The following is a 23,448-nucleotide window of genomic DNA, read 5'->3' on the forward strand; positions in this document are numbered from 1 at the left end:
CGGACGCTCCGCGTTCGGCTTTTGGGACGCAGAGCGTCCCGGGCTGCATTCCCACGCAGAGCGTGGGAACGATCAGGGCTCAAACCCTCCAGGGTTGTCGTTTACGCGCACGGCTTACAACTTGGCGATCGACACCTCGGTGGATTTCACAAACGCGATCACTTCACTGCCCACCGCCAATTCCAGCTCTTTCACCGAACGGGTGGTGATCACCGAAGTGACGATGCCGGAAGCGGTCTGTACGTCGATTTCCGAGAGCACGTCACCGAGGACGATTTCCTTGATCGAGCCTTTGAACTGGTTGCGTACGTTGATGGCCTTGATAGTCATGATATTGATTCCTGTGGTTGGATAAGACTTGGGTTACTGGGCCCAACGCAACTGCGTAGGCAAGGGTGAAACAGGTTCCGGTTCCGGTGGTTGGCCGGGCAGTGACAGCACGCGGTTGAGAACTTCGGTCTCCAGTGCTGCCAGCCTATGAGAGCCACGAACCCGAGGGCGTGGCAGCTCCACGTGCAGGTCGAGGCCGACTTCGCCGTTTTCGATGAGAATCACCCGATCGGCAATCGCTACGGCTTCGCTGACGTCGTGCGTCACCAGCAACACGGTGAAGCCGTGTTGCTGCCAGAGCCGTTCGATCAGTTGCTGCATTTCGATGCGGGTCAGGGCATCGAGCGCGCCCAACGGCTCGTCGAGCAACAGCAGGCGCGGTTGATGAATCAACGCGCGAGCCAGGGCCACGCGTTGTTTCTGCCCACCGGACAGGGCCGCCGGCCACTCATGGGCGCGGTCCGCCAGGCCGACCGCTTCCAGCGCCGCCAATGCCTTGGGACGCCAGTGGCCCTTGAGACCCAGGCCGACGTTGTCGATGATCTTTTTCCACGGCAGCAACCGTGCTTCCTGGAACATCAGCCGGGTGTCTTCCCGGGCCTCGCTCAGCTTCGCGGAACCGGCCAGCAGTTCACCGCCCGTGGGCTGATCGAGACCGGCCAGCAAACGCAGCAAGGTACTTTTGCCGCAGCCGCTGCGACCGACCACGGCGACAAATTGCCCCGCCGGAATATGCAAACCGATCTCGCGCAGCACCTGGCGCGAACCAAAGGTTTTTTGCAGCTTGCGCACCGCCAGCGGAATCCCGCGCAGCAGGCGTGGAGGTTGTTGAGCGGTCATGCGGCACCTCCCTTGACGACCTGATAGGCCGGATGCCAGCGCAGCCACACGCGTTCAAGTCCACGCGCCGCGAGATCGGCCAGCTTGCCGAGCACCGCATACATCAGGATCGCCAGCACCACCACGTCGGTCTGCAAGAACTCCCGGGCATTCATCGCCAGATAGCCAATGCCGGAGCTGGCGGAAATGGTTTCGGCCACGATCAGCGTCAGCCACATAAAGCCCAGGGCAAAGCGCACGCCGACCAGAATCGAAGGCAGCGCACCCGGCAGGATCACCTGACGGAACAGACTGAAACCGGACAAGCCGTAGCTGCGCGACATTTCCACCAACGCCGGATCGACGTTGCGGATGCCGTGATAGGTGTTGAGGTAGATCGGGAACAAGGTGCCCAGGGCCACCAGGAAAATCTTCGCCGACTCGTCGATGCCAAACCACAGGATCACCAGCGGAATCAGCGCCAGGTGCGGCACGTTGCGAATCATCTGCACCGAACTGTCGAGCAGGCGTTCGCCCCACTTGGACAGACCGGTGATGAAACCCAGTGTCAGGCCAATACCGCCACCAATGGCAAAGCCCAAAGCGGCACGCCAACCGCTGATTGCCAGGTGTGTCCAGATCTCGCCGCTGCGTACCAGGCTCACACCGGCTTCGATCACGGCGATCGGCGCCGGCAGTATCCGTGTCGATAACCAACCCGCCGACACCGACAGCTGCCACACCGCCAGCAGCAACACCGGCAACGCCCAGGGCGCGAGGCTGTGGATAATTTTTTTCATGGCGCGCTCAACTCTGCGACGCGGCTTTGGGAAGGATGTCGTTGGCGACCATTTCGCCGAACGGGCTGACGTAACCAGCGCTTTTCGGCAACTCGGGACGCTCGATGTCCAGGTGCGGGAACAGCAACTCGGCCACGCGGTACGACTCTTCCAGGTGTGGATAACCGGAGAAGATGAACGTATCGATACCCAGATCGGCGTACTCCTTAACCCGTGCCGCCACAGTCGGCCCATCACCGACCAACGCCGTACCGGCACCGCCCCGCACCAGCCCGACGCCGGCCCAGAGATTCGGGCTGACCTCCAGGTTGTCGCGGCGGCCACCGTGCAGCGCGGCCATGCGTTGCTGGCCGACGGAATCGAAGCGCGCCAGGGAGGCCTGGGCACGGGCGATGGTGTCGTCGTCCAGGTGCGAGATCAGTCGGTCCGCCGCTTGCCAGGCCTCGGCGTTGGTTTCACGAACGATCACATGCAGGCGAATGCCGAAGCGCACGGTACGCCCGAGCTTCGCAGCTTTGGCCCGCACCTGTGCGATCTTCTCGGCCACCGCGGCCGGTGGCTCGCCCCAGGTCAACACCATTTCGACCTGTTCTGCCGCGAGGTCCTGCGCCGCTTCCGACGAACCGCCAAAGTACAGCGGCGGACGCGGTTGCTGGATCGGCGGGTACAGCAACTTCGCGCCCTTCACGCTGATGTGCTGGCCGTCGTAATCGACGGTTTCGCCTTCCAGCACGCGACGCCAGATGCGGGTGAATTCCACCGAGGCCTGATAGCGCTCTTCGTGGCTGAGGAACAGACCATCGCCGGCCAACTCTTCCGGATCACCGCCCGTGACCAGGTTGAACAGCGCACGTCCGCCGGACAAGCGATCCAGCGTAGCCGCCTGGCGTGCCGCCACCGTCGGGGAAATGATCCCGGGGCGCAGGGCGACAAGAAACTTCAAACGCTGGGTCACTGGAATCAACGACGCCGCCACCAGCCACGAATCCTCGCAGGAACGACCGGTGGGAATCAGCACACCGCCGAAACCCAGTCGATCCGCCGCTTGGGCGACTTGTTGCAGGTAACCGTGGTCAACGGCGCGAGCGCCTTCGGCGGTGCCAAGGTAATGGCCGTCGCCGTGGGTAGGCAGGAACCAGAAGATGTTGAGGCTCATGGAGTGGTCTCCTTGGGAAATCGGACTGTTACTGGGCTTTGGTGACTGAGCTTTGGGCAACGGTCGCCGGCGGCGTCCAGATCACGTCTTTGATGCTCAGCGGCTTGGGAATCAACTTGAGCTGGTAGAAGCTGTCGGCGATTTTCTGTTGCGCGGCGACCACTGCCGGGGTCAGGAACAGCGCGCCGTAGCCCTGGCGTTTCACCGAAGTCAGGGTGATGTCCGCTGGCAGGCCAAGCAGTGGCGAGACTTGTTTGGTCACATCTTGCGGGTTGGCCTTGGACCACTCGCCGACCGCGCGCACTTCTTCCACCAGGGTCTTGATCACCTCGGGATTTTTCTGCGCGTAGGGTTTGGTCGCCAGATAGAACTGATGGTTGTCGACGATGCCTTTGCCATCACGCAGGGTGCGCGCTTGCAGTTGCTGTTCGGCGGCCGCCTGGTACGGGTCCCAGATGACCCAGGCATCGACGCTGCCACGCTCGAACGCAGCACGGGCGTCGGCCGGTGGCAAGAATACGGTCTGGATATCGGTGTACTTGAGGCCGGCGTCTTCCAGTGCCCGCACCAGCAGGTAGTGCACGTTGGAGCCTTTGTTCAGGACGACTTTCTTGCCCTTGAGCTCGGCCACCGATTTGATCGGCGAATCCTTCGGCACCAGGATCGCTTCGCTGTGCGGCGCTGGCGGTTCGTAGGCGACGTAGAGCAGATCGGCGCCTGCCGCTTGGGCAAACACAGGAGGGGTTTCGCCGGTCACGCCGAAGTCGATGGAGCCGACGTTCAAGCCTTCGAGCAGCTGCGGGCCACCGGGGAATTCAGTCCATTGCACATCCACGCCTTGGGCGGCGAGGCGTTTTTCCAGGGTGCCTTTGGCTTTGAGCAGCACCAGGGTGCCGTATTTCTGATAACCGATCCGCAGTGTCTCGGCCTGAGCTTGGGTAATGGCGCCGAAGGTAACAGCCGCAGCAAACAGAGCGACCAGACCACGACGCAAAATGACAGGGCGCATGGCGCTCTCCTATTTGCAGTTGGGTTTTGGCTGCACCTGCTTGCCCGTTGGCGGGCGAGTAAGGCCAGTACTTCAAGGGTGAAAATGGCTCAAATGCTCCAGCGAGCACTCAACAAACGTTCATTCAACAGGTTTGGATCGAGCGGCTTGGGCCGTCGCGCCATGGCGCTGAAAAACAGCTCCAGCGATTCATTCAATCGTTGCTCAAGCTCCGGTGCCAACTGCGCCAGGGCACTGCCTTCGCCGTAAGCGATCTGGCTGTCGACGGCGAAAATGCCCTGAAGCATTTCCTGGGCCTTCAATGCCGACAGCACCGGTTTGAGCGCGTAATCCACCGCGAGCATGTGGGCGATGCTGCCGCCGGTTGCCATTGGCAACACCACCTTGTGGCTCAAGGCGCGCTCCGGCAGCAGATCCAGCACGGTTTTCAATGCACCGGAAAACGAAGCCTTGTACACCGGCGTGGCGATCAGCAAACCATCGGCGTTTTCAATTTGTTGCAGCAGGTCGACCACCTTGGGGCTGTCGAAACGTGCGTGCAGCAGGTCTTCAGCCGGGAAGTCCCGTACCTGATAACTCACCACCTCCACGCCCTGCTCTTGTAGCCAACGTTGGGAGCGATCCAGCAGAACCCCGGAACGGGAGCGCTGACTGGGACTGCCACCGAGTGAGACGACCAGCATTCAGACGATTCCTTGATTGCAGACGATTCGCGGTTTGCGATCTCGCTTTGATGGAGTGACCTTAACAGGTGATTCATATATCCATAAATCATATTTATTCATTTGGTTATGCAATATAGAAATATGAAGAATCACTTCTTTCAGACAAAAAAAAGGCCGTCGAAACGGCCTGAAATCCCCTGCTTTGTGGTTGATGATCGTTCCCACGCTCCGCGTGGGAATGCAGCCCGTGACGCTCCGCGTCACTGGACGCGGAGCGTCCCTAGAGGCATTCCCACGCGGAGCGTGGGAACGATCACATCGTCAGCGATTCGGCTGCGGCGTCAGGCGCAGGTAAGGCTTAACGGCGCGATAGCCTTTGGGAAAGCGCTGTTTGATTTCTTCCTCATCCTTGAGCGACGGCACGATCACCACCTCATCACCGTCCTGCCAGTTGGCCGGCGTGGCCACTTTGTAGTTGTCGGTGAGCTGCAGAGAATCAATCACCCGCAGGATTTCATGGAAGTTGCGGCCGGTGCTCGCCGGGTAGGTGATGGTCAGGCGAACCTTCTTGTTCGGGTCGATGACAAACAGCGAACGCACCGTCAGGGTGTCGTTGGCATTCGGATGGATCAGGTCGTAGAGGTCCGAAACCTTGCGGTCGGCATCGTCGAGGATCGGAAAGTTGACGACGGTGTTCTGGGTTTCGTTGATGTCGGCGATCCACTTGTGGTGCGAGTCCACCGGGTCGACTGACAGGGCTATGGCCTTGACGCCACGCTTGGCGAATTCATCCTTCAGCTTGGCCGTGAAGCCCAGTTCGGTGGTGCACACCGGGGTGAAATCCGCCGGATGGGAAAACAGCACACCCCAGCTATCACCCAGCCATTGGTGGAAACGGATGGTGCCGGCGCTGGAATTCTGTTCGAAATCGGGGGCGATATCGCCGAGTCTGATGCCCATGGTGTAGCTCCTGGTGAGTGCTGGATGAACTCAACTGTGCCTGCGTTTTTTATCTATTAAAAAGAATAAATATCGATTTATTTAGACCGAAAAGAAATATTAAAGAACTGTTCACTGGACGGATGAACGCAACCCGCCGAACATCGGCCACAAGGTTCGAGAAGGCCTTGAGTTGCTGCAAAAGAGGGAATTTCGAGGCGGGATTACGGGGGTGACCCCGTCTTGAAACGCAAAAAGCCCCGCCCGGCGTGATGCCGGGCGGGGCTTTTTTTTGTCTCGCTTACGCGTGCGCTTTTACAACAGCGGAATCGAGTAGCTGACGATCAGACGGTTTTCGTCCTGGGAACGGGTGTTCGGCAGGTCGGTACGCCAGGTGGCGTTTTTCCACATCAGGCCGAGGTTCTTCAGCGCGCCCGACTGCACGACGTAACCCACGGTCAGGTCGCGTTCCCACTCGGAAGCGCCGTTGGCGAGTTGACGGCCGGCGCCGTTGACCGTGTCGATGTCGTCGCCATGCAGGTAAACCACACCCGCTGTCAGGCCAGGAACACCGACCTTGGCGAAGTCAAAGGAGTAGCGCGCTTGCCAGGTTTTCTCGCCGGCACGGCCGAACTTCTGGATTTGCGCGTCGGTGATGGTGTAGTTCGACGAACCGTCGCCCTGGTTCAACCAAGGGAAGTCACTGCTGCCATTGCTGACCTGGTAACCGCCGCCGAAGGTGTGGCCGGCCACGGTGTACAGGAACAGGCCGCTGTACAGATTGTTGTCGACCTTGCCCTTACCGTTAGGCGCGTTGTAGTTGCCCGTCGTGTAATACAACGGATCGTGACCGTTGGCGCCGTCGTCGGAGCTGTTGAAGTAGCGGAAGTCCGACTTCAATACGCCCGGGCCGATTGCCCAGTTATGCACCAGTCCGAGGAAGTGCTGTTTGTAGAACTCTTCCAGCTTGCCGTAGTAGTACTGGGCAGTCAGGTCCTTGGTGAGTTTGTAGTCACCGCCGGCATAGATGAACTTGTTGCTGTCGCGAGCTGCCGCGGTACGACCGTTGGCGCCGGAGATCGACAACTGCTGGTTGTTGCTCGAGTTACGACCTTTGACCTGCTCGATCTGACCGCCGACCAGGGTCAGGTCCTTGATGTCGCCGGACGTGATCTGGCCGCCCTGCCAGGTTTGCGGCAGCAGACGACCGTCGTTGGTCACGATGACCGGGTTCTTCGGCTGCAGGGTGCCCAGTTTCAGCTCGGTCTGAGAAACCTTGGCTTTGGCAGTCAGGCCCAGGCTGGAGAAGTTATCAACCGACTCACCGTTGGACTTGGTTGGGAAAACAGTACCGCCATAAGCGTTACCTGCCCCACCGTTGGTACCACCGCCCGAATCCAGTTTCACGCCCAGCAGGCCGATCGCGTCGATACCGAAACCAACAGTGCCTTGGGTGTAACCGGAAATGAAACGCAGATCGAAGCCTTGGCCCCACTCTTCGTTCTTGTTCGGTTCGGCACTGCCGTCACGGAAATCCTGATTGATGTAGAAGTTGCGCAGCCCCAAGGTTGCCTTGCTGTCTTCGATGAAACCGGCGGCGCTTGCCTGCTGCGCCAAAACCCCTACGGCCACTGCCAGGGCCAAGGTGGACTTGTTCATTGTTTCGCTCCTATCGTTTTCTAATACTTGTGTTGCTGGTCCCGGGTCGTATGCCCTGGATCCGCAGACGCTTTTTGCGCCTGACCGTCGAACGCGGTCATTTTTTGGGGCGCGCAGGATACCTCTTCATAATCCGTAAAAGAATTATTGAAGTATTTTTAATCGCATTGGGAAATAAGCCCCGACAACACAGATTGGAGGTATCGGCCGAAATGCCGATTCCTGAATCGTTTTATCTCGAGGGAGGTTGCAGCTTGATCCGAGGCTTACGGTGCGTGTCGGATGGACTTACTGTAAGCGCTGACGATAAAAGCTAAAAAGAATTAAAAATTCACCTATGCAAACAATATGGAATATTGAATCGAGAAGAAAAAAAACCTCACCGTTGTGGTGAGGTTTTTTGAAAGGGGACGCTATTACATGAAGCTGTAGGTGTAGTTGAAGATCAGACGGGTCTGGTCTTTGTCGGGAAGGCCATCTGCATCGCCACGATAGACGCCATGACGCACAGTTGCGCCTAAGCCTTTGAGCGCGCCCTGTTGAATGGTGTAGTCCACACGCATATCGCGCTCCCACTCGGAGGCATCGCTGCCGCCGGTTGCGGACTTGATATTTTCACCCTTCAAGTACGCCACGGACGCTTTCAGACCTGGCACACCCGCAGCGGCGAAGTCGTAGGTGTACTGACCGAAGGTGGTGTTTTCACCAGCACGAACGAAGCCGTTGATCATGGCGTCGGTGAACAGGTAGAAGCTGGTACCACCGTTCCCTTCAGGGCGACCGTTGCTATCAACCACGTTGCCCTGATTCAAATAAACGAAGCCGCCGTCGTCGTTGACGCGTTGATGACCGAGCAGGAAGGCGTTGCCACCCAGGGTGTAGGTGAACATGGCGCTCCAGGTCTTGTTATCGACCTCGCCCGGGGTCTTGGCGAAACCACCGTTGTTGTTGAAACGATAACCGGCGTCACCGTTCTTTCCGTCGGAACTGCTGTCGAAGTAGCGAATATCGGTCTTGAAAGACTGATTGGCACTGATCGGGTAAACGTGCACCAGGCCGAGGAAGTTTTGCTTGTAGTAGTCTTCCAGGTTCGCGTAGTAGTACTGCAGCATCAGGTCTTTGGTGACCTTCCAGTCAGCACCGGCGTAACGGAACTTGTTGCTCTCCTCGGTACCGCCAGCCACAGCCAGGCCAGTGGAGTTCGACGAGGCGCGACCGGCCGAGTGTTCCAGCTGACCGACGTTGAAGGTGACGTTGTCGATTTCTTTGGAGGTGATGGTGCCGCCTTCAAAAGTCTGTGGCAGCAGACGGCTGTCGTTCGCCACCAGGACCGGCATGTTTGGCTGCAGAGCGCCACCGTAGTGGGCTTCGGTCTTCGAGAAGCGTGCCTTGACGTTCCCCCCCACACGGCTCCACTCGTGCACTGCCGAACCGTCAGTGTCGCTTGGGAAAAAAGTGTTGGCGTTCGGATGGTGGCCCTTGCCACCGTCCAGATGGATACCCACCAGTGCCTGGGCGTCGAAACCGAAACCGACGACACCCTGAGTGAATCCAGACAGGTAATCGAACTTGAAGCCCTGAGCTGTCTCGCGCTGGTCGGAACCCCCAGTATCACGGTTATCGTCGTTGTAATACATGGTCCGCGAACTGACAGAAGCCTTGCTGTCTTCGATGAAACCTGCGGCGCCTGCCTGCTGCGCCATAACCCCTACGGCCACGGCCAAAGCCAAGGTGGACTTGTTCATTGTGAAGCTCCTCTGGATTCTAATTCTTGTGTTCCTGGTCTCGGGTCGTTGCCCAAAATCCTAAGATACGCGATTAGCGCCGGACGGTGACTCACAAGTCAATCGTAACCATGTGTGTCTACGACCATAGTCTAATCCCCGGTTTTTTGGTCCATGCAGGTTCATGAGATCGTCACAAACCTGAAAAGAATGGCTCGATTCTTTTCTCATACCGTTTAGGAATTAAGCTCACTTCAATTACCCCAGCGGACTAGAGCGGGTGCCACATAAGCTAATTACTAAATGGTATTTATTTGGCGTTTTTTAGATCGATTAGGTTTGGACACAATTTCGCAACAAAACCAATCGAACAGGCCCTCGCCATGACGACCAAGCGCGCACTATCCAAGCCCTTTGTTACAGTTTGTGTATCGCTGTTGATTTCTTTCTCTGCCCACGCAGCAAACCTCACCGTCGGCTACCAAACCGGTATCGACCCCAGCAAGGTGCCGCAGGCGGATGGCCTGTACGAAAAAACCATTGGCCAGCCCATCGACTGGCGACGCTTCAACAGTGGCCCGGAGGTGGTCACAGCGATAGCGTCCGGCGATGTACAAATCGGCAACCTCGGTTCCAGCCCTTTGGCGGCAGCGGCGTCGCGCAAGCTGCCGATTGTCGCGTTCCTCGTGTCGGCACAGATCAATGCGGCGGAAGCCCTGGTGATGCGTAACGGCAGCGGCATCGAAAAACCGCAAGATTTGATCGGCAAGACCATCGCCACGCCCTTCGTTTCCACCTCGCACTACAGCCTGCTCGGCGCGCTGAAGCACTGGGGCCTGGACGCTTCGAAAGTCAAAGTGGTGAACCTGCAACCAGCGGAAATCGCCGCGGCCTGGAAGCGTGGCGATATTGATGGCGCGTTTGTCTGGTCACCCGCATTGGGTGAAATTCGCAAGACCGGCAAGACCTTGACCGATGCCGCACAGGTCGGACAGTGGGGCGCTCCCACCTTTGAGGTTTGGGTTGCGCGCAAGGATTACGCCGAGAAGCATCCTGATGTCGTAGCCAAGTTCGCCAAGGTCACGCTCGACGCCTTTGCTGATTACGCCGCGCACAAAGCCAACTGGACCACCGACTCTGAGCCTGTGCAGAAAATCGCCAAACTGACTGGTGCCAACGCAGCCGATGTGCCGGAGTTGCTCGCCGGGTCCGCTTTCCCGGATGCCAAGGCACAGCAAACCAGCGCGCTGCTGGACGGCGGCACGGCCAAGGCGATTGGCGAGACGGCGAAGTTCTTGAAGGAACAAGGGAAGGTGGAAACGGTGCTGCCGGATTACTCGCCGTATGTCAGCGCGAAGTTTGTCACCGAGTAATCCACTGAAACCTGTGGCGAGGGAGCTTGCTCCCGTTGGGCCGCGTAGCGGCCCTGATGGGGAGTCCTTCGGCCTCCAGTGGGAGCAAGCTCCCTCGCCACAAAAGCGGAATGCAGCCCGGGACGCTCCGCGTCCCATCCAGTACCGAACGCAGAGCGTCCGTAGAGGCATTCCCACGCAGAGCGTGGGAACGATCAGGGACCGAAGAGGAATCCACTGAAACCTGTGGCGAGGGAGCTTGCTCCCGTTGAGCCGCGTAGCGGCCCTGATGGGGAGTCCTTCGGCCTCCAGCGGGAGCAAGCTCCCTCGCCACAAAAGCGGAATGCAGCCCGGGACGCTCCGCGTCCCATCCAGTACCGAACGCAGAGCGTCCGTAGAGGCATCCCCACGCAGAGCGTGGGAACGATCAGGGAACGAAGAGGAATCCACTGAAACCTGTGGCGAGGGAGCTTGCTCCTGTTGGGCCGCGTAGCGGCCCTGATGGGAGTCCTTCGGCCTCCAGCGGGAGCAAGCTCCCTCGCCACAAAAGCGAGAGCGTCAAAGGGCTTTTTCGAAAATCTTCGAGTTACGCTGGTAGTTGTAGAGCGACGCCCGTGCCGACGGCAGGCGATCAACGCTGCTCGGTACAAAACCACGCTCGCGGAACCAGTGCGCAGTGCGGGTGGTTAGCACGAACAACGTCTTCAGGCCTTGGGCACGGGCGCGGGTTTCAATGCGTTCCAGCAGTTCATCGCCGCGACCGCCGTGACGGTATTCCGGGTTGACGGCCAGGCACGCGAGCTCACCGGCATCCGAGTCGGCAATCTGATACAGCGCCGCGCACGCGATGATCATGCCCTCGCGCTCAACCACGCTGAATTGCTCGATCTCGCGCTCCAGCACCTCACGCGAACGCCGCACCAGGATGCCCTGTTCTTCCAGCGGGCTGATCAAATCCAGTAAACCGCCGACGTCCTCGATGGCCGCTTCACGTACCACTTCGAACTGCTCCTGGGCCACCAGCGTACCGCCACCGTCACGGGTGAACAGTTCGGTCAGCAATGCACCATCTTCGGCATAACTGACGATATGGCTGCGCGCCACGCCGCCACGGCAGGCTTCAGCGGCGGCATCCAGCAGCTCCGCCTGATAGTTGCTGCCCAAACGCTGCAAATGCGCCGGCACTTGCTGCGGACGCAATTCGCGCACCAGACGCCCGTGCTCATCGATCAGGCCCTTCTCCTCGCCGAACAGCAGCAGCTTGTCGGCGCCGAGGTCGATGGCCGCACGTGTTGCGACATCTTCACAAGCGAGGTTGAAAATTTCGCCGGTCGGCGAGTAACCCAACGGCGATAGCAGCACGATGGAGCGCTCGTCCAGCAGGCGATTGATGCCCTTGCGGTCAACCCGGCGCACTTCACCGGTGTGGTGATAATCGACGCCTTCCAGCACGCCGATAGGCCGTGCGGTCACCAGGTTGCCGCTGGCAACCCGCAGGCGCGAGCCCTGCATCGGCGAGGATGCCATGTCCATGGACAGCCGCGCCTCGATGGCAATGCGCAACTGGCCCACCGCATCGATCACGCACTCCAGCGTCGCGGCATCGGTGATGCGCATGCCGTGGTGGTAATGCGGGGTCAGGCCGCGCGCGGCGAGGCGCGCTTCGATTTGCGGACGGGAGCCGTGAACCAGCACCAGTCGCACACCCAGGCTGTGCAACAGCACCAGGTCGTGGACGATATTGCCGAAGTTGGGGTGCTCGACACCGTCGCCGGGCAGCATGACGACAAAGGTGCAATCGCGGTGGGCGTTGATGTAAGGCGAAGCGTGACGAAGCCAATTGACGTATTCGGGCATGAACCTGGGCCTGTAATAAATAGCAGCCGAAAAAAGGGCGAAACAGAAAACGCACAGCGGGCTGATGGTTATCGTCGGAACAGGCTTGGCGACACGCGCGCTCTCCTCATGAATACGGGTTGGGATACCGGCAATTTATACATGAAACCTGTAGGAGCCGGCTTGCTGGCGATACAAGCGCTGCGATTCTTCAGATGAACCGCGTCATCGTTTATCGCCAGCAAGCCGGCTCCTACAGGTTGTGTTTCGTTTGGGCCGGAGTCAGGCAGTAATGTTCAATCAACTGACGTAATAGATGCACCGTAGGCTGCAAACGTGACATTTCAAGGTATTCCCCCGGCTGGTGGGCGCAGGCGATATCGCCCGGGCCGAGTACCAGTGTCTCGCAGCCAAGGTGCTGAAGATAAGGCGCTTCTGTGCCGAACGCCACTGCTTCGGCGCCATGGCCGGTGAGCTTTTCGGCAATGCGCACCAATTCGGCATCTTCAGCCTGCTCGAAAGGCGGTACTTCAGGGAACAGCGGGGCGTAATCGATTTTCACCTGATGCCGCTCGGCAATCGGGTTGAGCTTCTGCAGGATCGCCGCGCGCAGGGCTTTGGGGTCCATGCCCGGTAGCGGCCGCAGATCGAACTCCAGCGAGCATTGCCCGCAGATGCGATTGGGGTTGTCGCCGCCATGGATGCAGCCGAAATTCATCGTCGGCGTCGGCACGCTGAACTGTGGGTTGCGAAATTCACGCTGCCACGACAGGCGCAGGCCGCGCAGTTCGCCAATGGCGTCGTGCATGGCTTCGAGCGCGCTATGGCCCAGGCGCGGGTCCGAGGAATGGCCGCTTTGCCCGAGTATGTCGATGCGCTCCATCATGATGCCTTTGTGCATGCGGATCGGCTTGAGCCCGGTCGGCTCGCCGATGACCGCGGCACGCCCCAGCGGCCGCCCGGCGGCTGCCAGCGCGCGGGCGCCGGACATCGAGCTTTCTTCATCGCACGTGGCGAGGATCAGCAGCGGTTGCTTGAACGGCTGATCGAGCAACGGCTTGACGGCTTCGATGGCCAGGGCGAAAAAGCCTTTCATGTCACAACTGCCGAGCCCGACCCAACGACCATCGACTTCAGTCAGCTTCAATGGGTCGGTCTGCCACAACGCGCCATCGAACGGCACGGTGTCGCTGTGACCGGCGAGCACCAACCCACCGGGACCGGAGCCATAACTGGCCAGCAGATTGAATTTGCCCGGGCTGACCTGCTGGATATCGCAGGCGAAGCCAAGATCACCGAGCCACGCGGCCAGCAGGTCGATCACCGGGCGATTGGATTGATCGAGGCTGGCCTGGGTGCAACTGACGGACGGTGCAGCAATCAGCGCAGCGAATTGATCTTTCATGGACGGCAAAGGCATCGCTGACTCCAACTCGCAAATTGAAGACCATCATAGAACCATCCGGCGACAGGAATAAACCGTCGCACGGCGGGTAGGGTCTGTTGGCGCTTGGTGACGAGCCAAGGGAGGGCCGTCGCGGCCGTCACCAAGCGTCAACAGACCCTATCTTGGTCGAGTCCTGTACACTGCACGACCTTGGCAGCCACCTATTCCCCCGGCTGCGCTCCCGATCCTGGATTTTCCGGCCATGCAGAAAGAAACCGAAATCAAACTCCGCGTCAGCCGCGAAACCCTCGCCGCCCTGCGCGAGCACCCTCTTCTTAAAAAACGCAACAAAAGTGGCTGGGAACGCCGTGAGTTGATGAATCAATACTTCGACACCCCGGAGCGCGATCTGGCCCGGGCCAAAGTCGCCCTGCGCCTGCGCAAGGATGGCGAAGAAGTGATCCAGACCCTCAAAACCCGCGGCCAAAGCATTGCCGGTCTGTCCGAGCGTAACGAGTACGACTGGAACCTGCCCAAAGCCAAGCTCGACCTGAAGAAACTCGACGGCGAATGCTGGCCCGAGGAACTGGCCGAACTGGACAAGAAAACCCTGAAGCCGATCTTCACCACCGACTTCGTCCGCGAACGTGCAGAAATCGCCTGGGGCCGTGGCAAGACCAAAGTGGTTATCGAAGCCGCTCTGGATCTGGGCCACGTCGTGGTCGGCAAACAGAAAGAAGAAATCTGCGAGCTGGAACTGGAACTGCGCGAAGGCGAGCCGGCCGCATTGCTGGAACTGGCCGCCGAGCTGGCCGAGAAACTGGCGCTGATGCCTTGCGATATCAGCAAGGCCGAGCGCGGTTATCGCCTGTACGACGCCCACAGCTATTCGCTGAGCCTGCCGGCGCCGCAGATCACCGCCGAAACCCCGCTGGACGACGCGTTCGCCGCGCTGAGCTGGCATTTGCTGGGCAGCAGCCAGCGTCTGGCCGAGCAGTATCGCTTCAACGGTCATTGGCGCCTGCTGCAGGACTGGGTCGAGTGCCTGGCTGAAATGCGCGCGCTGATCAGCAGCCTCGGGCAAGCCGCCCCGCGTCAGTCGACCCACGACCTGCGCGTCGCGCTCGATGCCTTGCTGGAAGACTGGCGTCCGCTGGTTCAAGCCGGTCTGGAGGATGAAGACGTGCGCAAAGCCGCGCCGGAGCAATTCCTCGAAGAACTGGAAGACCCGCGTTGGGGCCTGTTCTCCCTGACCACTTCACGCTGGTTGCTGGCCCGCACCTGGACCGCCGAGCGCAACACCCGCGGCAATCGTCAGGGCGCTGCGCAATTGGGCAGCTGGTTGCCACGGTTGCTGGGCGAAGAAGCCACTTCCTTGCAATTGCAGCGTTACCAGCAACAGCCGGAAGATCTGGCTGAACAGCTGCCGCGCATCGAGCGCATCCAGGTCTGGTTGCACCATGCGCGCAACGTACTGGAGGTCCCGGAAATGGATCGCCTGTACGGCGAGCTGAACAAACTGGCGCAACTGGCCAACGAACCGACGATCACCGATGAATTGCTCGATGCGCGCAAGCAGCAGGCGATTGCGGTTTATCAGAACCGTGCCTGGAAGATGCTCCTGCGCATGTAACCCTGTGGCGAGGGAGCTTGCTCCCGCTGGAGGCCGAAGGACTCCCCATTCCGGCAAACGCCGGTTTTGGGGTCGCTTCGCAACCCAACGGGAGCAAGCTCCCTCGCCACAAAGGCAATCACCGCACCACCGGCAAACAGGTGGTCGACTTGATCTCCGATAACGCCACAACCGAGTTCACTTCCTGAATCCCCGGCACCAGCGACAGCTTCTCGAAAAAGAAGCGCTCATACGCTTCGATGTCCGCCGCGACGATCCGCAGCATGAAGTCCACAGCCCCCATCAGCACATAACACTCCAGCACCTCGGGAAAACCGCGAATCGCCTCGGTGAATTCGGTGAAGTTCGATCGCCCGTGGGCGTTGAGTTTTACCTGGGCAAATATCTGCGTGTTCAGGCCGATTTTCTTGCGATCCAGCAACGTCACCTGGGCACGAATGATCCCCTCGTCCTTCATACGCTGAATTCGCCGCCAACACGGTGACTGCGAGAGTCCCACCTGCTCAGCGATCTGCGCACTGGAGAGCGAAGCGTCTTCTTGCAGCAACACGAGAATCTTGCGGTCGTAGCTGTCCAACTCAACCTGCATAAAAATACCCCATACCGCTTTGTAAACGAATTGATTGATTCGACATAAGCGTCTTTCGCTCAATCATAGAGAAGAAATACCCGGCAACGGATGTAAAAATTTCTCCATGTTTTTTGGAGTCCGACCATGCCGCATCTCGAAGCCGTGAACACTTTTCCCATCCGCGCCGACGTCTGGAATGCCGGCAATGCCCACTGCCGTGTGCACTACCAATTGCTGGCCGAAGCCGAACCGGACTTGTTGTGCCGCGCACTCAACCTGTTTGCGCTGCAATGCCTCACGCCGGACCAGGTCAACGTGCAGCGCCAGCACGACCTGCTGGCCATCGAGATTGTCATGGACGGATTGAGCTGGCACCGCGCCAAGGTCATTGCACAAAAACTTCGTAACCTGATCAGCGTCTGCTCGGTTGAGTTGCGAACCGTCGATTCAGCCTGGGTTGAGCCGGCTCAGGCGACTGGCTGAAAAGACCGGATACGCCTTCGTCGGGTAGTGGCCCAACGGTCTGCGGAGCCGCGGCTATCCTTTGCGGACTGTTGTCCAAAAGGAGCCCGCATGTCCGTTCAACTCTCAATTCAGGACCGCTGGCTGGATCTCAATGATGTGCTGCGCGAGCTGGTCGCCCAAGGTTTTATCAACCAGGATTCTGCCGAGCAGGCACTCAATGCCCGTCGCCGCCATGCCGCACAGGGCCAGATGCACCCGCTGGAATTCATCGCCAGCCAACAACTGGACGACCTCAGCCGTCCGGGCAAGCATCTTGATCTGGAAAACCTGACCCTGTGGCTGTCCCAGCAGGCCGGCCAGCCTTACCTGCGTATCGACCCGTTGAAAATCAACGTCGCCGCCGTTACGCCGTTGATGTCCTACGCCTTCGCCCAGCGTCACAAGATCCTGGCGGTGGCCATCGACCGCGACGCCGTGACGGTCGCCAGCGCGCAGCCGTACGTCAACGGCTGGGAGGCCGACCTGACCCATGTACTGAAGCTGCCGATCAAACGCGTGGTGGCCAACCCCGTGGATATCCAGCGTTTCAGCGTTGAGTTCTTTCGCCTGGCCAAGTCGGTCACCGGGGCCAACAACGCCGATCAGCAGGTCAATACCCTGGGCAACTTCGAACAATTGCTCAACCTTGGCGCCAGCGACCAGGAGCCGGACGCCAACGACGCGCACATCGTCAACATCGTCGACTGGTTGTTCCAGTACGCCTTCCAGCAGCGCGCCAGCGATATCCATATCGAACCCCGGCGCGAGCAGGGCACGGTGCGTTTTCGCATCGATGGCGTGTTGCACAACGTCTACCAATTTCCTCCGCAAGTGACCATGGCCATCGTCAGTCGCCTGAAAAGCCTGGGGCGGATGAACGTTGCGGAAAAGCGCAAACCCCAGGATGGCCGGGTGAAGACCAAGACCCCGGACGGCGGGGAAGTCGAACTGCGGCTTTCGACCCTGCCGACAGCCTTCGGCGAAAAAATGGTGATGCGGATCTTTGACCCCGAAGTGCTGCTGAAGGATTTCGACCAGCTGGGTTTTTCCGCAGACGACCTGCGCCGTTGGCAAGACATGACCCGCCAACCCAACGGCATCATTCTGGTCACCGGGCCGACCGGTTCGGGCAAGACCACCACGCTCTACACCACGCTGAAAAAACTGGCGACGCCGGAGGTCAACCTCTGCACCATCGAAGACCCGATTGAAATGGTCGAACCGGCGTTCAACCAGATGCAGGTCCAGCACAACATCGACCTGACGTTCGCCGCCGGCGTGCGCGCGCTGATGCGGCAAGACCCGGACATCATCATGATCGGCGAGATCCGCGACCTGGAAACTGCCGAAATGGCCATTCAAGCTGCCCTCACCGGCCACTTGGTGCTGTCGACGCTGCACACCAACGATGCACCCAGCGCCATCAGCCGTTTGCTGGAACTCGGCGTGCCGCACTACCTGATCAAAGCCACGGTCCTCGGCGTCATGGCCCAGCGGTTGGTGCGGACCTTGTGCCCGCACTGCAAGGCACCACAAGCCTTGAACGAAGAGGACTGGCAAACCCTGACCCGGCCCTGGCAGGCGCCGTTGCCCGGTAACGCTCAACGCGCCATCGGTTGCCTGGAATGCCGCGACACTGGTTATCACGGGCGAGCGGGCGTCTACGAAATCATGCAGCTCAGCGATGGCATCAAATCCCTGATCAACCCGGACACCGACTTGCTGGCGGTGCGGCGACAGGCGTTCAAGGAGGGCATGCGCAGCTTGCGATTGTCGGGGGCGCAGAAAGTGGCGGCGGGTTTGACCACCGTCGAAGAAGTCTTGCGCGTGACGCCGCAGAGCGAGCAGAAGTAGGCGTGCGGTGATGGAACTGGATGGGGCGATGACGATCCAACCCCGTAGTTAAAAACCCAGTGGAGTCACCCCTATGCGTTTCAAATTTGCTGTCGCCACCATCGCCCTGTTGTCCCTGCCAGTCGGTTCGGCGATGGCTGATAGCTTTTGGCGTAATGTCATTTCGTCCGGTGCGACCACCGCTTCGACCTACCTGACCTTCAAGGATCACAAACTGATCGTCGCCGCCCAGGACGATGCCGGCAGCTTCGTTGCCAGCGACGGCGGCATCCGCGGCCCGTACCTGGAAGCGGCCATGCAGAAAGTCCGCGCCGACAATCCGGGCCTGCAGGCTACGGATATGGAACTGGCGAATGCGATTCTGGCGAAGAATGCCGTGGCTGCCGAATAAGCCCGGTTGCTGAACGAAAAATGCCGCTCAAATGAGCGGCATTTTTTTGCACAAACTGTAGGAGCAAGGCTTGCCCGCGATGACGATCTCAAGGTCGCTATCGCGGGCAAGCCTTACTCCTACAGGAACGAGTACTGTCAGCGGTAATCATCCACCGGCACACACGCGCAAAACAGATTCCGGTCCCCGTAGACATTGTCCACCCGGTTCACCACCGGCCAGTACTTGTGGGCCTTGGTATGCGCGTCCGGCGTAACTGCTTGCTCGATGCTGTAGGGCCGTTCCCAGATCCCGGTGACATCGGCCAGCGTATGCGGTGCGCGCTTCAAGGGATTATCTTCGGCCGGCCAGTTGCCATTCTGCACTTCGGTAATCTCTGCGCGAATACTCAGCATTGCCCCGATGAAGCGGTCCAGCTCGGCTTTCGATTCGCTTTCCGTAGGCTCGACCATCAACGTCCCCGGCACCGGAAACGACATGGTGGGTGCGTGGAAGCCATAGTCCATGAGGCGCTTGGCAACATCTTCCTCACTGATGCCTGTCAGCGCCTTCAAAGGTCGCAGGTCGAGAATGCATTCGTGAGCCACCCGCTCGTTGCGCCCGGTGTAGAGCACCGGGAACGCGCCGGACAAATGCCGCGCCAGGTAATTCGCCGCCAGGATCGCCCCTTCGCTGGCGTCGGCCAGTTGCGGCCCCATCATGGCGATGTACATCCAGCTGATCGGCAGGATACTCGCGCTGCCCCACGGCGCTGCGCTGACCGCGCCGTTCTGTGCCAGCGGTCCGTCGATGGGCACCACCGGATGGTTGGCCACGAACGGTGCCAGATGCGCGCGCACGCCTATCGGCCCCATGCCCGGCCCGCCGCCGCCGTGGGGAATGCAGAAAGTTTTGTGCAGGTTCATGTGCGACACATCGGCGCCAATGTCTGCAGGCCGCGCCAGCCCGACCTGGGCATTGAGATTGGCGCCGTCCATGTACACCTGGCCGCCGTGCTGGTGAATCACCGCGCAGATCTCGCTGATGCCTTCCTCGTAGACGCCATGGGTCGAAGGATACGTCGCCATCAGGCAAGAGAGTTTGTCTGCGGCGTCTGCCGCTTTTTCCTTCAAGTCCTCCAGATCGACGTTGCCGGCCTCATCGCATTCAACGATCACCACGCGCATCCCGGCCATCTGCGCCGACGCCGGGTTGGTGCCATGCGCCGATGATGGAATCAGGCAGATATCGCGTCCACCCTGCTGGCGGCTCTCGTGGTATTTGCGGATCGCCAGCAATCCCGCGTACTCGCCCTGGGCGCCCGAGTTGGGTTGCATGCAGATCGCATCGAAACCGGTGATCGCGCAGAGCCAGCGCTCCAGCTCCTCGATCATCAACGAATAACCGACGGCCTGCTCTTTAGGTGCGAACGGATGCAGATTGGCAAACTGCGGCCAGGTGATCGGGATCATCTCGCTGGTGGCGTTGAGCTTCATGGTGCACGAGCCCAGTGGAATCATCGACTGATTGAGCGCCAGATCCTTGTTTTCCAGCTGCTTGAGGTAACGCAACATTTCGGTTTCGCTGTGATGGGCGCTAAACACCGGATGTTGCAGATAAGGCGTAGTGCGTAAAAGGCCGGCCGGTATGCCGCAAGCCAGCGTTTGTGTGTCCAGTTCGTCGACGTCGAGCCCATGATCGGCTCCCAGAAACACATCGAACAGTTTTGCCACCGTGGTTTCGTCACAACTTTCGTCGAGGCTCAAACCCAACCGCCCACGCCCCAGGATGCGCAGGTTGATCTGTGCGGCCACGGCGCTTTCGATAATTGCCGTTTGGGTGCCACCGACGTCCAGCGTCAGCGTGTCGAAGAACTGCTGGTTCAGGCGCTTGATGCCCTTGCGCTCAAGGCCCTCGGCGAGAATACAGGTCAGTCGATGCACACGCCGGGCAATGCGCTTGAGCCCTTCCGGCCCGTGGTAGACCGCATAGAAACTGGCAATGTTGGCCAGCAACACCTGGGCCGTGCAAATGTTGGAGTTGGCTTTCTCGCGACGAATGTGTTGCTCGCGGGTTTGCAGGGCCATGCGCAGGGCGACGTTACCCCGGGCATCTTTCGACACGCCGATGATCCGCCCAGGGATCGCTCGCTTGTATTCGTCGCGGCTGGCAAAGAACGCCGCATGCGGCCCACCGTAGCCCATGGGCACGCCGAAGCGCTGGGACGAACCGAACACTACGTCGGCACCCAATTCTCCCGGCGGGGTCAGCAACAGCAGGCTCAGCAGATCCGTGGCGACACAGGCCAGCGCCTGTTGGGCATGCAGGTGATCGATCAAGGGACGCAGGTCGCGGATCTCGCCGTGGGTGTCGGGATATTGCAGCAGCGCGCCGAACACCTGGTGCTGCTTCAAGTTATCCACAGCATCGATGATCAGATCGAAACCGAAGCCTTCGGCGCGGGTCTGCACCACGGAAATAGTCTGCGGATGGCAGTTTTCATCGACGAAGAACAGATTGCTTTTCGATTTGGCAACGCGTTTGGCCAGGGCCATGGCTTCCGCCGCGGCGGTCGCTTCGTCCAGCAGAGAGGCGTTGGCCAATTCCAGCCCCGTGAGATCGATGGTCAGTTGCTGGAAGTTCAACAGCGCTTCGAGCCGGCCCTGAGCGATCTCCGGTTGATAAGGCGTGTAAGCGGTGTACCAGCCGGGATTTTCCAGCACGTTGCGCAAGATGACCGTCGGCGTGAGCGTGCCGTGATAGCCCATGCCGATCAGGCTGGTCCAGACCTGATTCTGCTCGGCATATCCCCGCAGCTTCGCCAGCGCCGCTTCTTCGTCCAGTGCCGGTGGCAGATCAAGCGCCCGATTCAGGCGAATTCCCGGCGGCACAGTCTGTTCGATCAGCTCGACCCGGCTGCCAAGACCGAGGCTGTCGAGCATCGCCTGCTGCTCGGCGGCATCCGGCCCGAGGTGGCGGCGAAGAAAGGCATTGGGGTCGCGTAACTGGCTCAGGGACGGCAACTGGGACATGACGGGCTCTCTCTTGGCTGGCGCTCAGCGTCGATGCAACACGGTCAAACCAGCATAGCAGCCGATGTCGGACACGATTCTTTGGAAAACCCTGTGGAAGCAAAGCTTGCTCGCGATAGCGGTAGATCAACCAATATAAATGTTGAATGTGAGGCCCTCATCGCGAGCAAGCTCGCTCCCACAAAAAAGCAGGTATCGCGAAAGTTGTCAGGCATGAAAAAGCCCCGACAGGTCGGGGCTTTGGGGTGACGCTTGAAGGCTTACTCGCCGATGGCAGCCTTGTAACCGGCGGCATCGAGCAGGTTGTCCAGGTCAGCGCTGTTGCCTGGCTTGAGCTTGAAGATCCAGGCGCCGTACGGATCGGAGTTGAGCAGTTCCGGGTTGGCGCTCAGCTCTTCGTTCACGGCAATCACTTCACCGGCAATCGGCGAATAGATGTCGGAAGCGGCTTTCACCGATTCAACGACACCGGCCTGATCTTGCGCGGCAAACACGTTGCCGACTTCGGTCAATTCGACAAACACCACATCACCCAGCGCTTCCTGCGCGTGATCGCTGATGCCCACGGTGACGGTGCCATCGGCTTCCAGACGTGCCCATTCGTGACTTTCGGCAAAACGCAGGTCGGCAGGAATATCGCTCATGTTCAGTTCCTCAGGAAAATTGTCGGCGGTCCAAGCCCGCCGGAAAAGATTAGATCAAGGTTTTGCCATGGCGTACGAAGGTCGGTTTGACCACTCGAACCGGGTACCACTTGCCACGGATTTCCACTTCTGCGCGGTCGGCAGTTGCCATCGGCACGCGCGCCAGTGCAATCGACTTGCTAAGCGTAGGAGAGAAACTACCACTGGTGATCTCCCCTTCGCCAACATCAGCGATGCGGACTACTTGATGCGCGCGCAAAACGCCGCGTTCCTCAAGGACCAGCCCCACCAGTTTGTGCTGAATTCCTCCGGCCTGTTCCGCCTCCAGTGCCTTGCGGCCGACGAACTGGCGCGAGGTCGGTTCCCAGGCAATGCTCCAGGCCATGTTGGAGGCCAGCGGTGAAACGTCTTGATTGATGTCCTGGCCGTAGAGGTTCATCCCGGCCTCGACCCGCAAGGTGTCACGTGCGCCCAGCCCGATCGGGGAAATACCCGCCCCGACCAGATCGTTGAAGAATCCCGGCGCCTGATCGGCCGGCAAGATAATTTCCAGACCGTCTTCACCGGTGTAGCCGGTACGCGCAATGAACCAGTCACCGTCGGGCTGACCTTCAAAAGGCTTGAGCAGCTGAATCAGATTGCCGCGGGACTGGTTCACCAGTTCGGCAATCTTGTGCCGGGCATGCGGCCCCTGAATGGCCAGCATCGCCAGTTCGGCCCGTTCGTTGAGCTGTACATCGAAGCCGTCGAGATGCGCCTGCATCCACGCCATGTCCTGATCGCGCGTCGAGGCGTTGACCACCAGGCGATAACCCTCATCGAGGCGGTAGACGATCATGTCGTCAACGATGCCGCCACGTTCATTGAGCATGGCGCTGTACAACGCACGGCCGGAGCTGTGCAGGCGTTCGACGTCGTTGGCCAGCAGGTGCTGCAGCCAGGCCTTGGCCTGGGGGCCGCTGACATCGATCACGGTCATGTGGGATACATCGAAGACACCGCAATCGCGGCGCACCTCATGGTGTTCCTCGACCTGCGATCCATAATGCAGAGGCATATCCCAACCGCCAAAATCGACCATCTTCGCGCCAAGGGCGAGGTGAAGGTCATACAGAGGCGTACGCTGTCCCATGGGTTTCTCCTTCCGGGCGTGGCGAAGGTGCG

At 59.8% G+C, this 23,448-nt stretch carries 20 protein-coding genes; 5 read left to right on the top strand and 15 right to left on the bottom strand.

The window, feature by feature from the left end:
• Nucleotides 1-114: 114 nt before the first annotated feature.
• From ASD60_RS11145 to ASD60_RS11185, 9 genes are all read right to left on the bottom strand, one after another.
• Nucleotides 115-330, bottom strand: a complete 216-nt coding sequence (locus tag ASD60_RS11145) for a TOBE domain-containing protein (protein ID WP_007967989.1) — start codon at nucleotides 328-330, stop codon at nucleotides 115-117.
• A 33-nt stretch (nucleotides 331-363) separates the two neighbouring features.
• On the bottom strand, nucleotides 364-1,170 hold the full coding sequence (gene ssuB, locus ASD60_RS11150; RefSeq protein WP_056854056.1) for an aliphatic sulfonates ABC transporter ATP-binding protein: 807 nt from the start codon (nucleotides 1,168-1,170) through the stop codon (nucleotides 364-366).
• Nucleotides 1,167-1,949: an aliphatic sulfonate ABC transporter permease SsuC gene (gene ssuC / locus ASD60_RS11155; RefSeq protein ID WP_056854057.1), complete on the bottom strand. Its 783-nt coding sequence runs from the start codon at nucleotides 1,947-1,949 to the stop codon at nucleotides 1,167-1,169. The genes ssuB and ssuC overlap by 4 nt, the downstream gene beginning before the upstream one ends.
• Nucleotides 1,950-1,956: 7 nt before the next feature.
• Nucleotides 1,957-3,105 carry an FMNH2-dependent alkanesulfonate monooxygenase gene (gene ssuD / locus ASD60_RS11160; RefSeq protein WP_056854058.1) on the bottom strand — a complete coding sequence of 383 codons (1,149 nt, stop codon included), beginning with the start codon at nucleotides 3,103-3,105 and terminating at the stop codon, nucleotides 1,957-1,959.
• Between the two features lie 28 nt (nucleotides 3,106-3,133).
• Entirely contained in the window at nucleotides 3,134-4,114 is a 981-nt protein-coding gene (locus tag ASD60_RS11165) for a sulfonate ABC transporter substrate-binding protein (protein WP_056854059.1), read from the bottom strand.
• Between the two features lie 89 nt (nucleotides 4,115-4,203).
• A complete protein-coding gene (gene ssuE / locus ASD60_RS11170; RefSeq protein ID WP_056854060.1) occupies nucleotides 4,204-4,797 on the bottom strand; it encodes an NADPH-dependent FMN reductase in 594 nt (197 codons plus the stop codon).
• Between the two features lie 303 nt (nucleotides 4,798-5,100).
• Nucleotides 5,101-5,739, bottom strand: coding sequence for a peroxiredoxin (locus tag ASD60_RS11175; RefSeq protein ID WP_056854061.1), 639 nt, complete (start codon nucleotides 5,737-5,739; stop codon nucleotides 5,101-5,103).
• Nucleotides 5,740-6,033: 294 nt separating this feature from the next.
• Entirely contained in the window at nucleotides 6,034-7,377 is a 1,344-nt protein-coding gene (locus tag ASD60_RS11180; RefSeq protein ID WP_056854062.1) for an OprD family porin, read from the bottom strand.
• Between the two features lie 416 nt (nucleotides 7,378-7,793).
• Nucleotides 7,794-9,122, bottom strand: coding sequence for an OprD family porin (locus ASD60_RS11185; RefSeq protein WP_056854063.1), 1,329 nt, complete (start codon nucleotides 9,120-9,122; stop codon nucleotides 7,794-7,796).
• Between the two features lie 362 nt (nucleotides 9,123-9,484).
• Here ASD60_RS11185 and tauA point away from each other — a divergent pair, with 362 nt between their 5' ends.
• Nucleotides 9,485-10,474: a taurine ABC transporter substrate-binding protein gene (gene tauA / locus ASD60_RS11190; protein ID WP_056854064.1), complete on the top strand. Its 990-nt coding sequence runs from the start codon at nucleotides 9,485-9,487 to the stop codon at nucleotides 10,472-10,474.
• A 537-nt stretch (nucleotides 10,475-11,011) separates the two neighbouring features.
• On the opposite strand, the gene argA is transcribed toward tauA, so the two are convergent.
• Nucleotides 11,012-12,310, bottom strand: a complete 1,299-nt coding sequence (argA, locus tag ASD60_RS11195) for an amino-acid N-acetyltransferase (protein ID WP_056854065.1) — start codon at nucleotides 12,308-12,310, stop codon at nucleotides 11,012-11,014.
• A gap of 232 nt (nucleotides 12,311-12,542) precedes the next feature.
• Nucleotides 12,543-13,709, bottom strand: a complete 1,167-nt coding sequence (argE, locus tag ASD60_RS11200; protein ID WP_056854066.1) for an acetylornithine deacetylase — start codon at nucleotides 13,707-13,709, stop codon at nucleotides 12,543-12,545.
• A 229-nt stretch (nucleotides 13,710-13,938) separates the two neighbouring features.
• Here argE and ASD60_RS11205 point away from each other — a divergent pair, with 229 nt between their 5' ends.
• The gene (locus ASD60_RS11205; protein ID WP_056854067.1) at nucleotides 13,939-15,309 is read left to right on the top strand and encodes a CYTH domain-containing protein; all 1,371 of its coding nucleotides are present in this window, start codon (nucleotides 13,939-13,941) and stop codon (nucleotides 15,307-15,309) included.
• A 118-nt stretch (nucleotides 15,310-15,427) separates the two neighbouring features.
• Here the strand turns inward: ASD60_RS11205 and ASD60_RS11210 are convergent, their stop codons facing one another.
• On the bottom strand, nucleotides 15,428-15,898 hold the full coding sequence (locus ASD60_RS11210; protein ID WP_056854068.1) for an Lrp/AsnC family transcriptional regulator: 471 nt from the start codon (nucleotides 15,896-15,898) through the stop codon (nucleotides 15,428-15,430).
• Nucleotides 15,899-16,024: 126 nt separating this feature from the next.
• Here ASD60_RS11210 and ASD60_RS11215 point away from each other — a divergent pair, with 126 nt between their 5' ends.
• The 3 genes from ASD60_RS11215 to ASD60_RS11225 all read left to right on the top strand — a co-directional run bounded on the left by ASD60_RS11215 (nucleotide 16,025) and on the right by ASD60_RS11225 (nucleotide 18,629).
• Nucleotides 16,025-16,363 (top strand): hypothetical protein, encoded by a 339-nt coding sequence (locus tag ASD60_RS11215; protein WP_056854069.1) that lies wholly within the window; start codon nucleotides 16,025-16,027, stop codon nucleotides 16,361-16,363.
• Nucleotides 16,364-16,453: 90 nt separating this feature from the next.
• On the top strand, nucleotides 16,454-18,238 hold the full coding sequence (locus ASD60_RS11220) for a GspE/PulE family protein (RefSeq protein ID WP_056854070.1): 1,785 nt from the start codon (nucleotides 16,454-16,456) through the stop codon (nucleotides 18,236-18,238).
• A gap of 73 nt (nucleotides 18,239-18,311) precedes the next feature.
• Nucleotides 18,312-18,629, top strand: coding sequence for a DUF2388 domain-containing protein (locus ASD60_RS11225; RefSeq protein ID WP_056854071.1), 318 nt, complete (start codon nucleotides 18,312-18,314; stop codon nucleotides 18,627-18,629).
• A 137-nt stretch (nucleotides 18,630-18,766) separates the two neighbouring features.
• Here the strand turns inward: ASD60_RS11225 and gcvP are convergent, their stop codons facing one another.
• The 3 genes from gcvP to gcvT form a co-directional block, all read right to left on the bottom strand.
• Nucleotides 18,767-21,640: an aminomethyl-transferring glycine dehydrogenase gene (gene gcvP / locus ASD60_RS11230; protein WP_056854072.1), complete on the bottom strand. Its 2,874-nt coding sequence runs from the start codon at nucleotides 21,638-21,640 to the stop codon at nucleotides 18,767-18,769.
• Nucleotides 21,641-21,900: 260 nt separating this feature from the next.
• A complete protein-coding gene (gene gcvH, locus ASD60_RS11235) occupies nucleotides 21,901-22,284 on the bottom strand; it encodes a glycine cleavage system protein GcvH (RefSeq protein ID WP_056854073.1) in 384 nt (127 codons plus the stop codon).
• Between the two features lie 49 nt (nucleotides 22,285-22,333).
• Nucleotides 22,334-23,416 (bottom strand): glycine cleavage system aminomethyltransferase GcvT, encoded by a 1,083-nt coding sequence (gene gcvT, locus ASD60_RS11240; RefSeq protein ID WP_056854074.1) that lies wholly within the window; start codon nucleotides 23,414-23,416, stop codon nucleotides 22,334-22,336.
• Between the last annotated feature and the right edge of the window lie 32 nt (nucleotides 23,417-23,448).

This window comes from Pseudomonas sp. Root562 (genome assembly GCF_001427125.1).
Classification (GTDB): domain Bacteria; phylum Pseudomonadota; class Gammaproteobacteria; order Pseudomonadales; family Pseudomonadaceae; genus Aquipseudomonas.

Bases quoted from the DNA above. Each gene is read 5' to 3' on its own strand.
- ASD60_RS11145 (WP_007967989.1), bottom strand. From the start codon at position 330: ATGACTATCAAGGCCATCAACGTACGCAACCAGTTCAAAGGCTCGATC.
- ASD60_RS11175 (WP_056854061.1), bottom strand. From the start codon at position 5,739: ATGGGCATCAGACTCGGCGATATCGCCCCCGATTTCGAACAGAATTCC.
- ASD60_RS11225 (WP_056854071.1), top strand. From the start codon at position 18,312: ATGCGTTTCAAATTTGCTGTCGCCACCATCGCCCTGTTGTCCCTGCCA.
- argE (WP_056854066.1), bottom strand. From the start codon at position 13,709: ATGCCTTTGCCGTCCATGAAAGATCAATTCGCTGCGCTGATTGCTGCA.
- gcvT (WP_056854074.1), bottom strand. From the start codon at position 23,416: ATGGGACAGCGTACGCCTCTGTATGACCTTCACCTCGCCCTTGGCGCG.
- ASD60_RS11205 (WP_056854067.1), top strand. From the start codon at position 13,939: ATGCAGAAAGAAACCGAAATCAAACTCCGCGTCAGCCGCGAAACCCTC.
- ASD60_RS11185 (WP_056854063.1), bottom strand. From the start codon at position 9,122: ATGAACAAGTCCACCTTGGCTTTGGCCGTGGCCGTAGGGGTTATGGCG.
- gcvH (WP_056854073.1), bottom strand. From the start codon at position 22,284: ATGAGCGATATTCCTGCCGACCTGCGTTTTGCCGAAAGTCACGAATGG.
- ASD60_RS11180 (WP_056854062.1), bottom strand. From the start codon at position 7,377: ATGAACAAGTCCACCTTGGCCCTGGCAGTGGCCGTAGGGGTTTTGGCG.
- ssuB (WP_056854056.1), bottom strand. From the start codon at position 1,170: ATGACCGCTCAACAACCTCCACGCCTGCTGCGCGGGATTCCGCTGGCG.
- tauA (WP_056854064.1), top strand. From the start codon at position 9,485: ATGACGACCAAGCGCGCACTATCCAAGCCCTTTGTTACAGTTTGTGTA.
- ASD60_RS11165 (WP_056854059.1), bottom strand. From the start codon at position 4,114: ATGCGCCCTGTCATTTTGCGTCGTGGTCTGGTCGCTCTGTTTGCTGCG.
- ASD60_RS11215 (WP_056854069.1), top strand. From the start codon at position 16,025: ATGCCGCATCTCGAAGCCGTGAACACTTTTCCCATCCGCGCCGACGTC.
- ASD60_RS11210 (WP_056854068.1), bottom strand. From the start codon at position 15,898: ATGCAGGTTGAGTTGGACAGCTACGACCGCAAGATTCTCGTGTTGCTG.
- ssuC (WP_056854057.1), bottom strand. From the start codon at position 1,949: ATGAAAAAAATTATCCACAGCCTCGCGCCCTGGGCGTTGCCGGTGTTG.
- ASD60_RS11220 (WP_056854070.1), top strand. From the start codon at position 16,454: ATGTCCGTTCAACTCTCAATTCAGGACCGCTGGCTGGATCTCAATGAT.
- ssuE (WP_056854060.1), bottom strand. From the start codon at position 4,797: ATGCTGGTCGTCTCACTCGGTGGCAGTCCCAGTCAGCGCTCCCGTTCC.
- argA (WP_056854065.1), bottom strand. From the start codon at position 12,310: ATGCCCGAATACGTCAATTGGCTTCGTCACGCTTCGCCTTACATCAAC.
- ssuD (WP_056854058.1), bottom strand. From the start codon at position 3,105: ATGAGCCTCAACATCTTCTGGTTCCTGCCTACCCACGGCGACGGCCAT.
- gcvP (WP_056854072.1), bottom strand. From the start codon at position 21,640: ATGTCCCAGTTGCCGTCCCTGAGCCAGTTACGCGACCCCAATGCCTTT.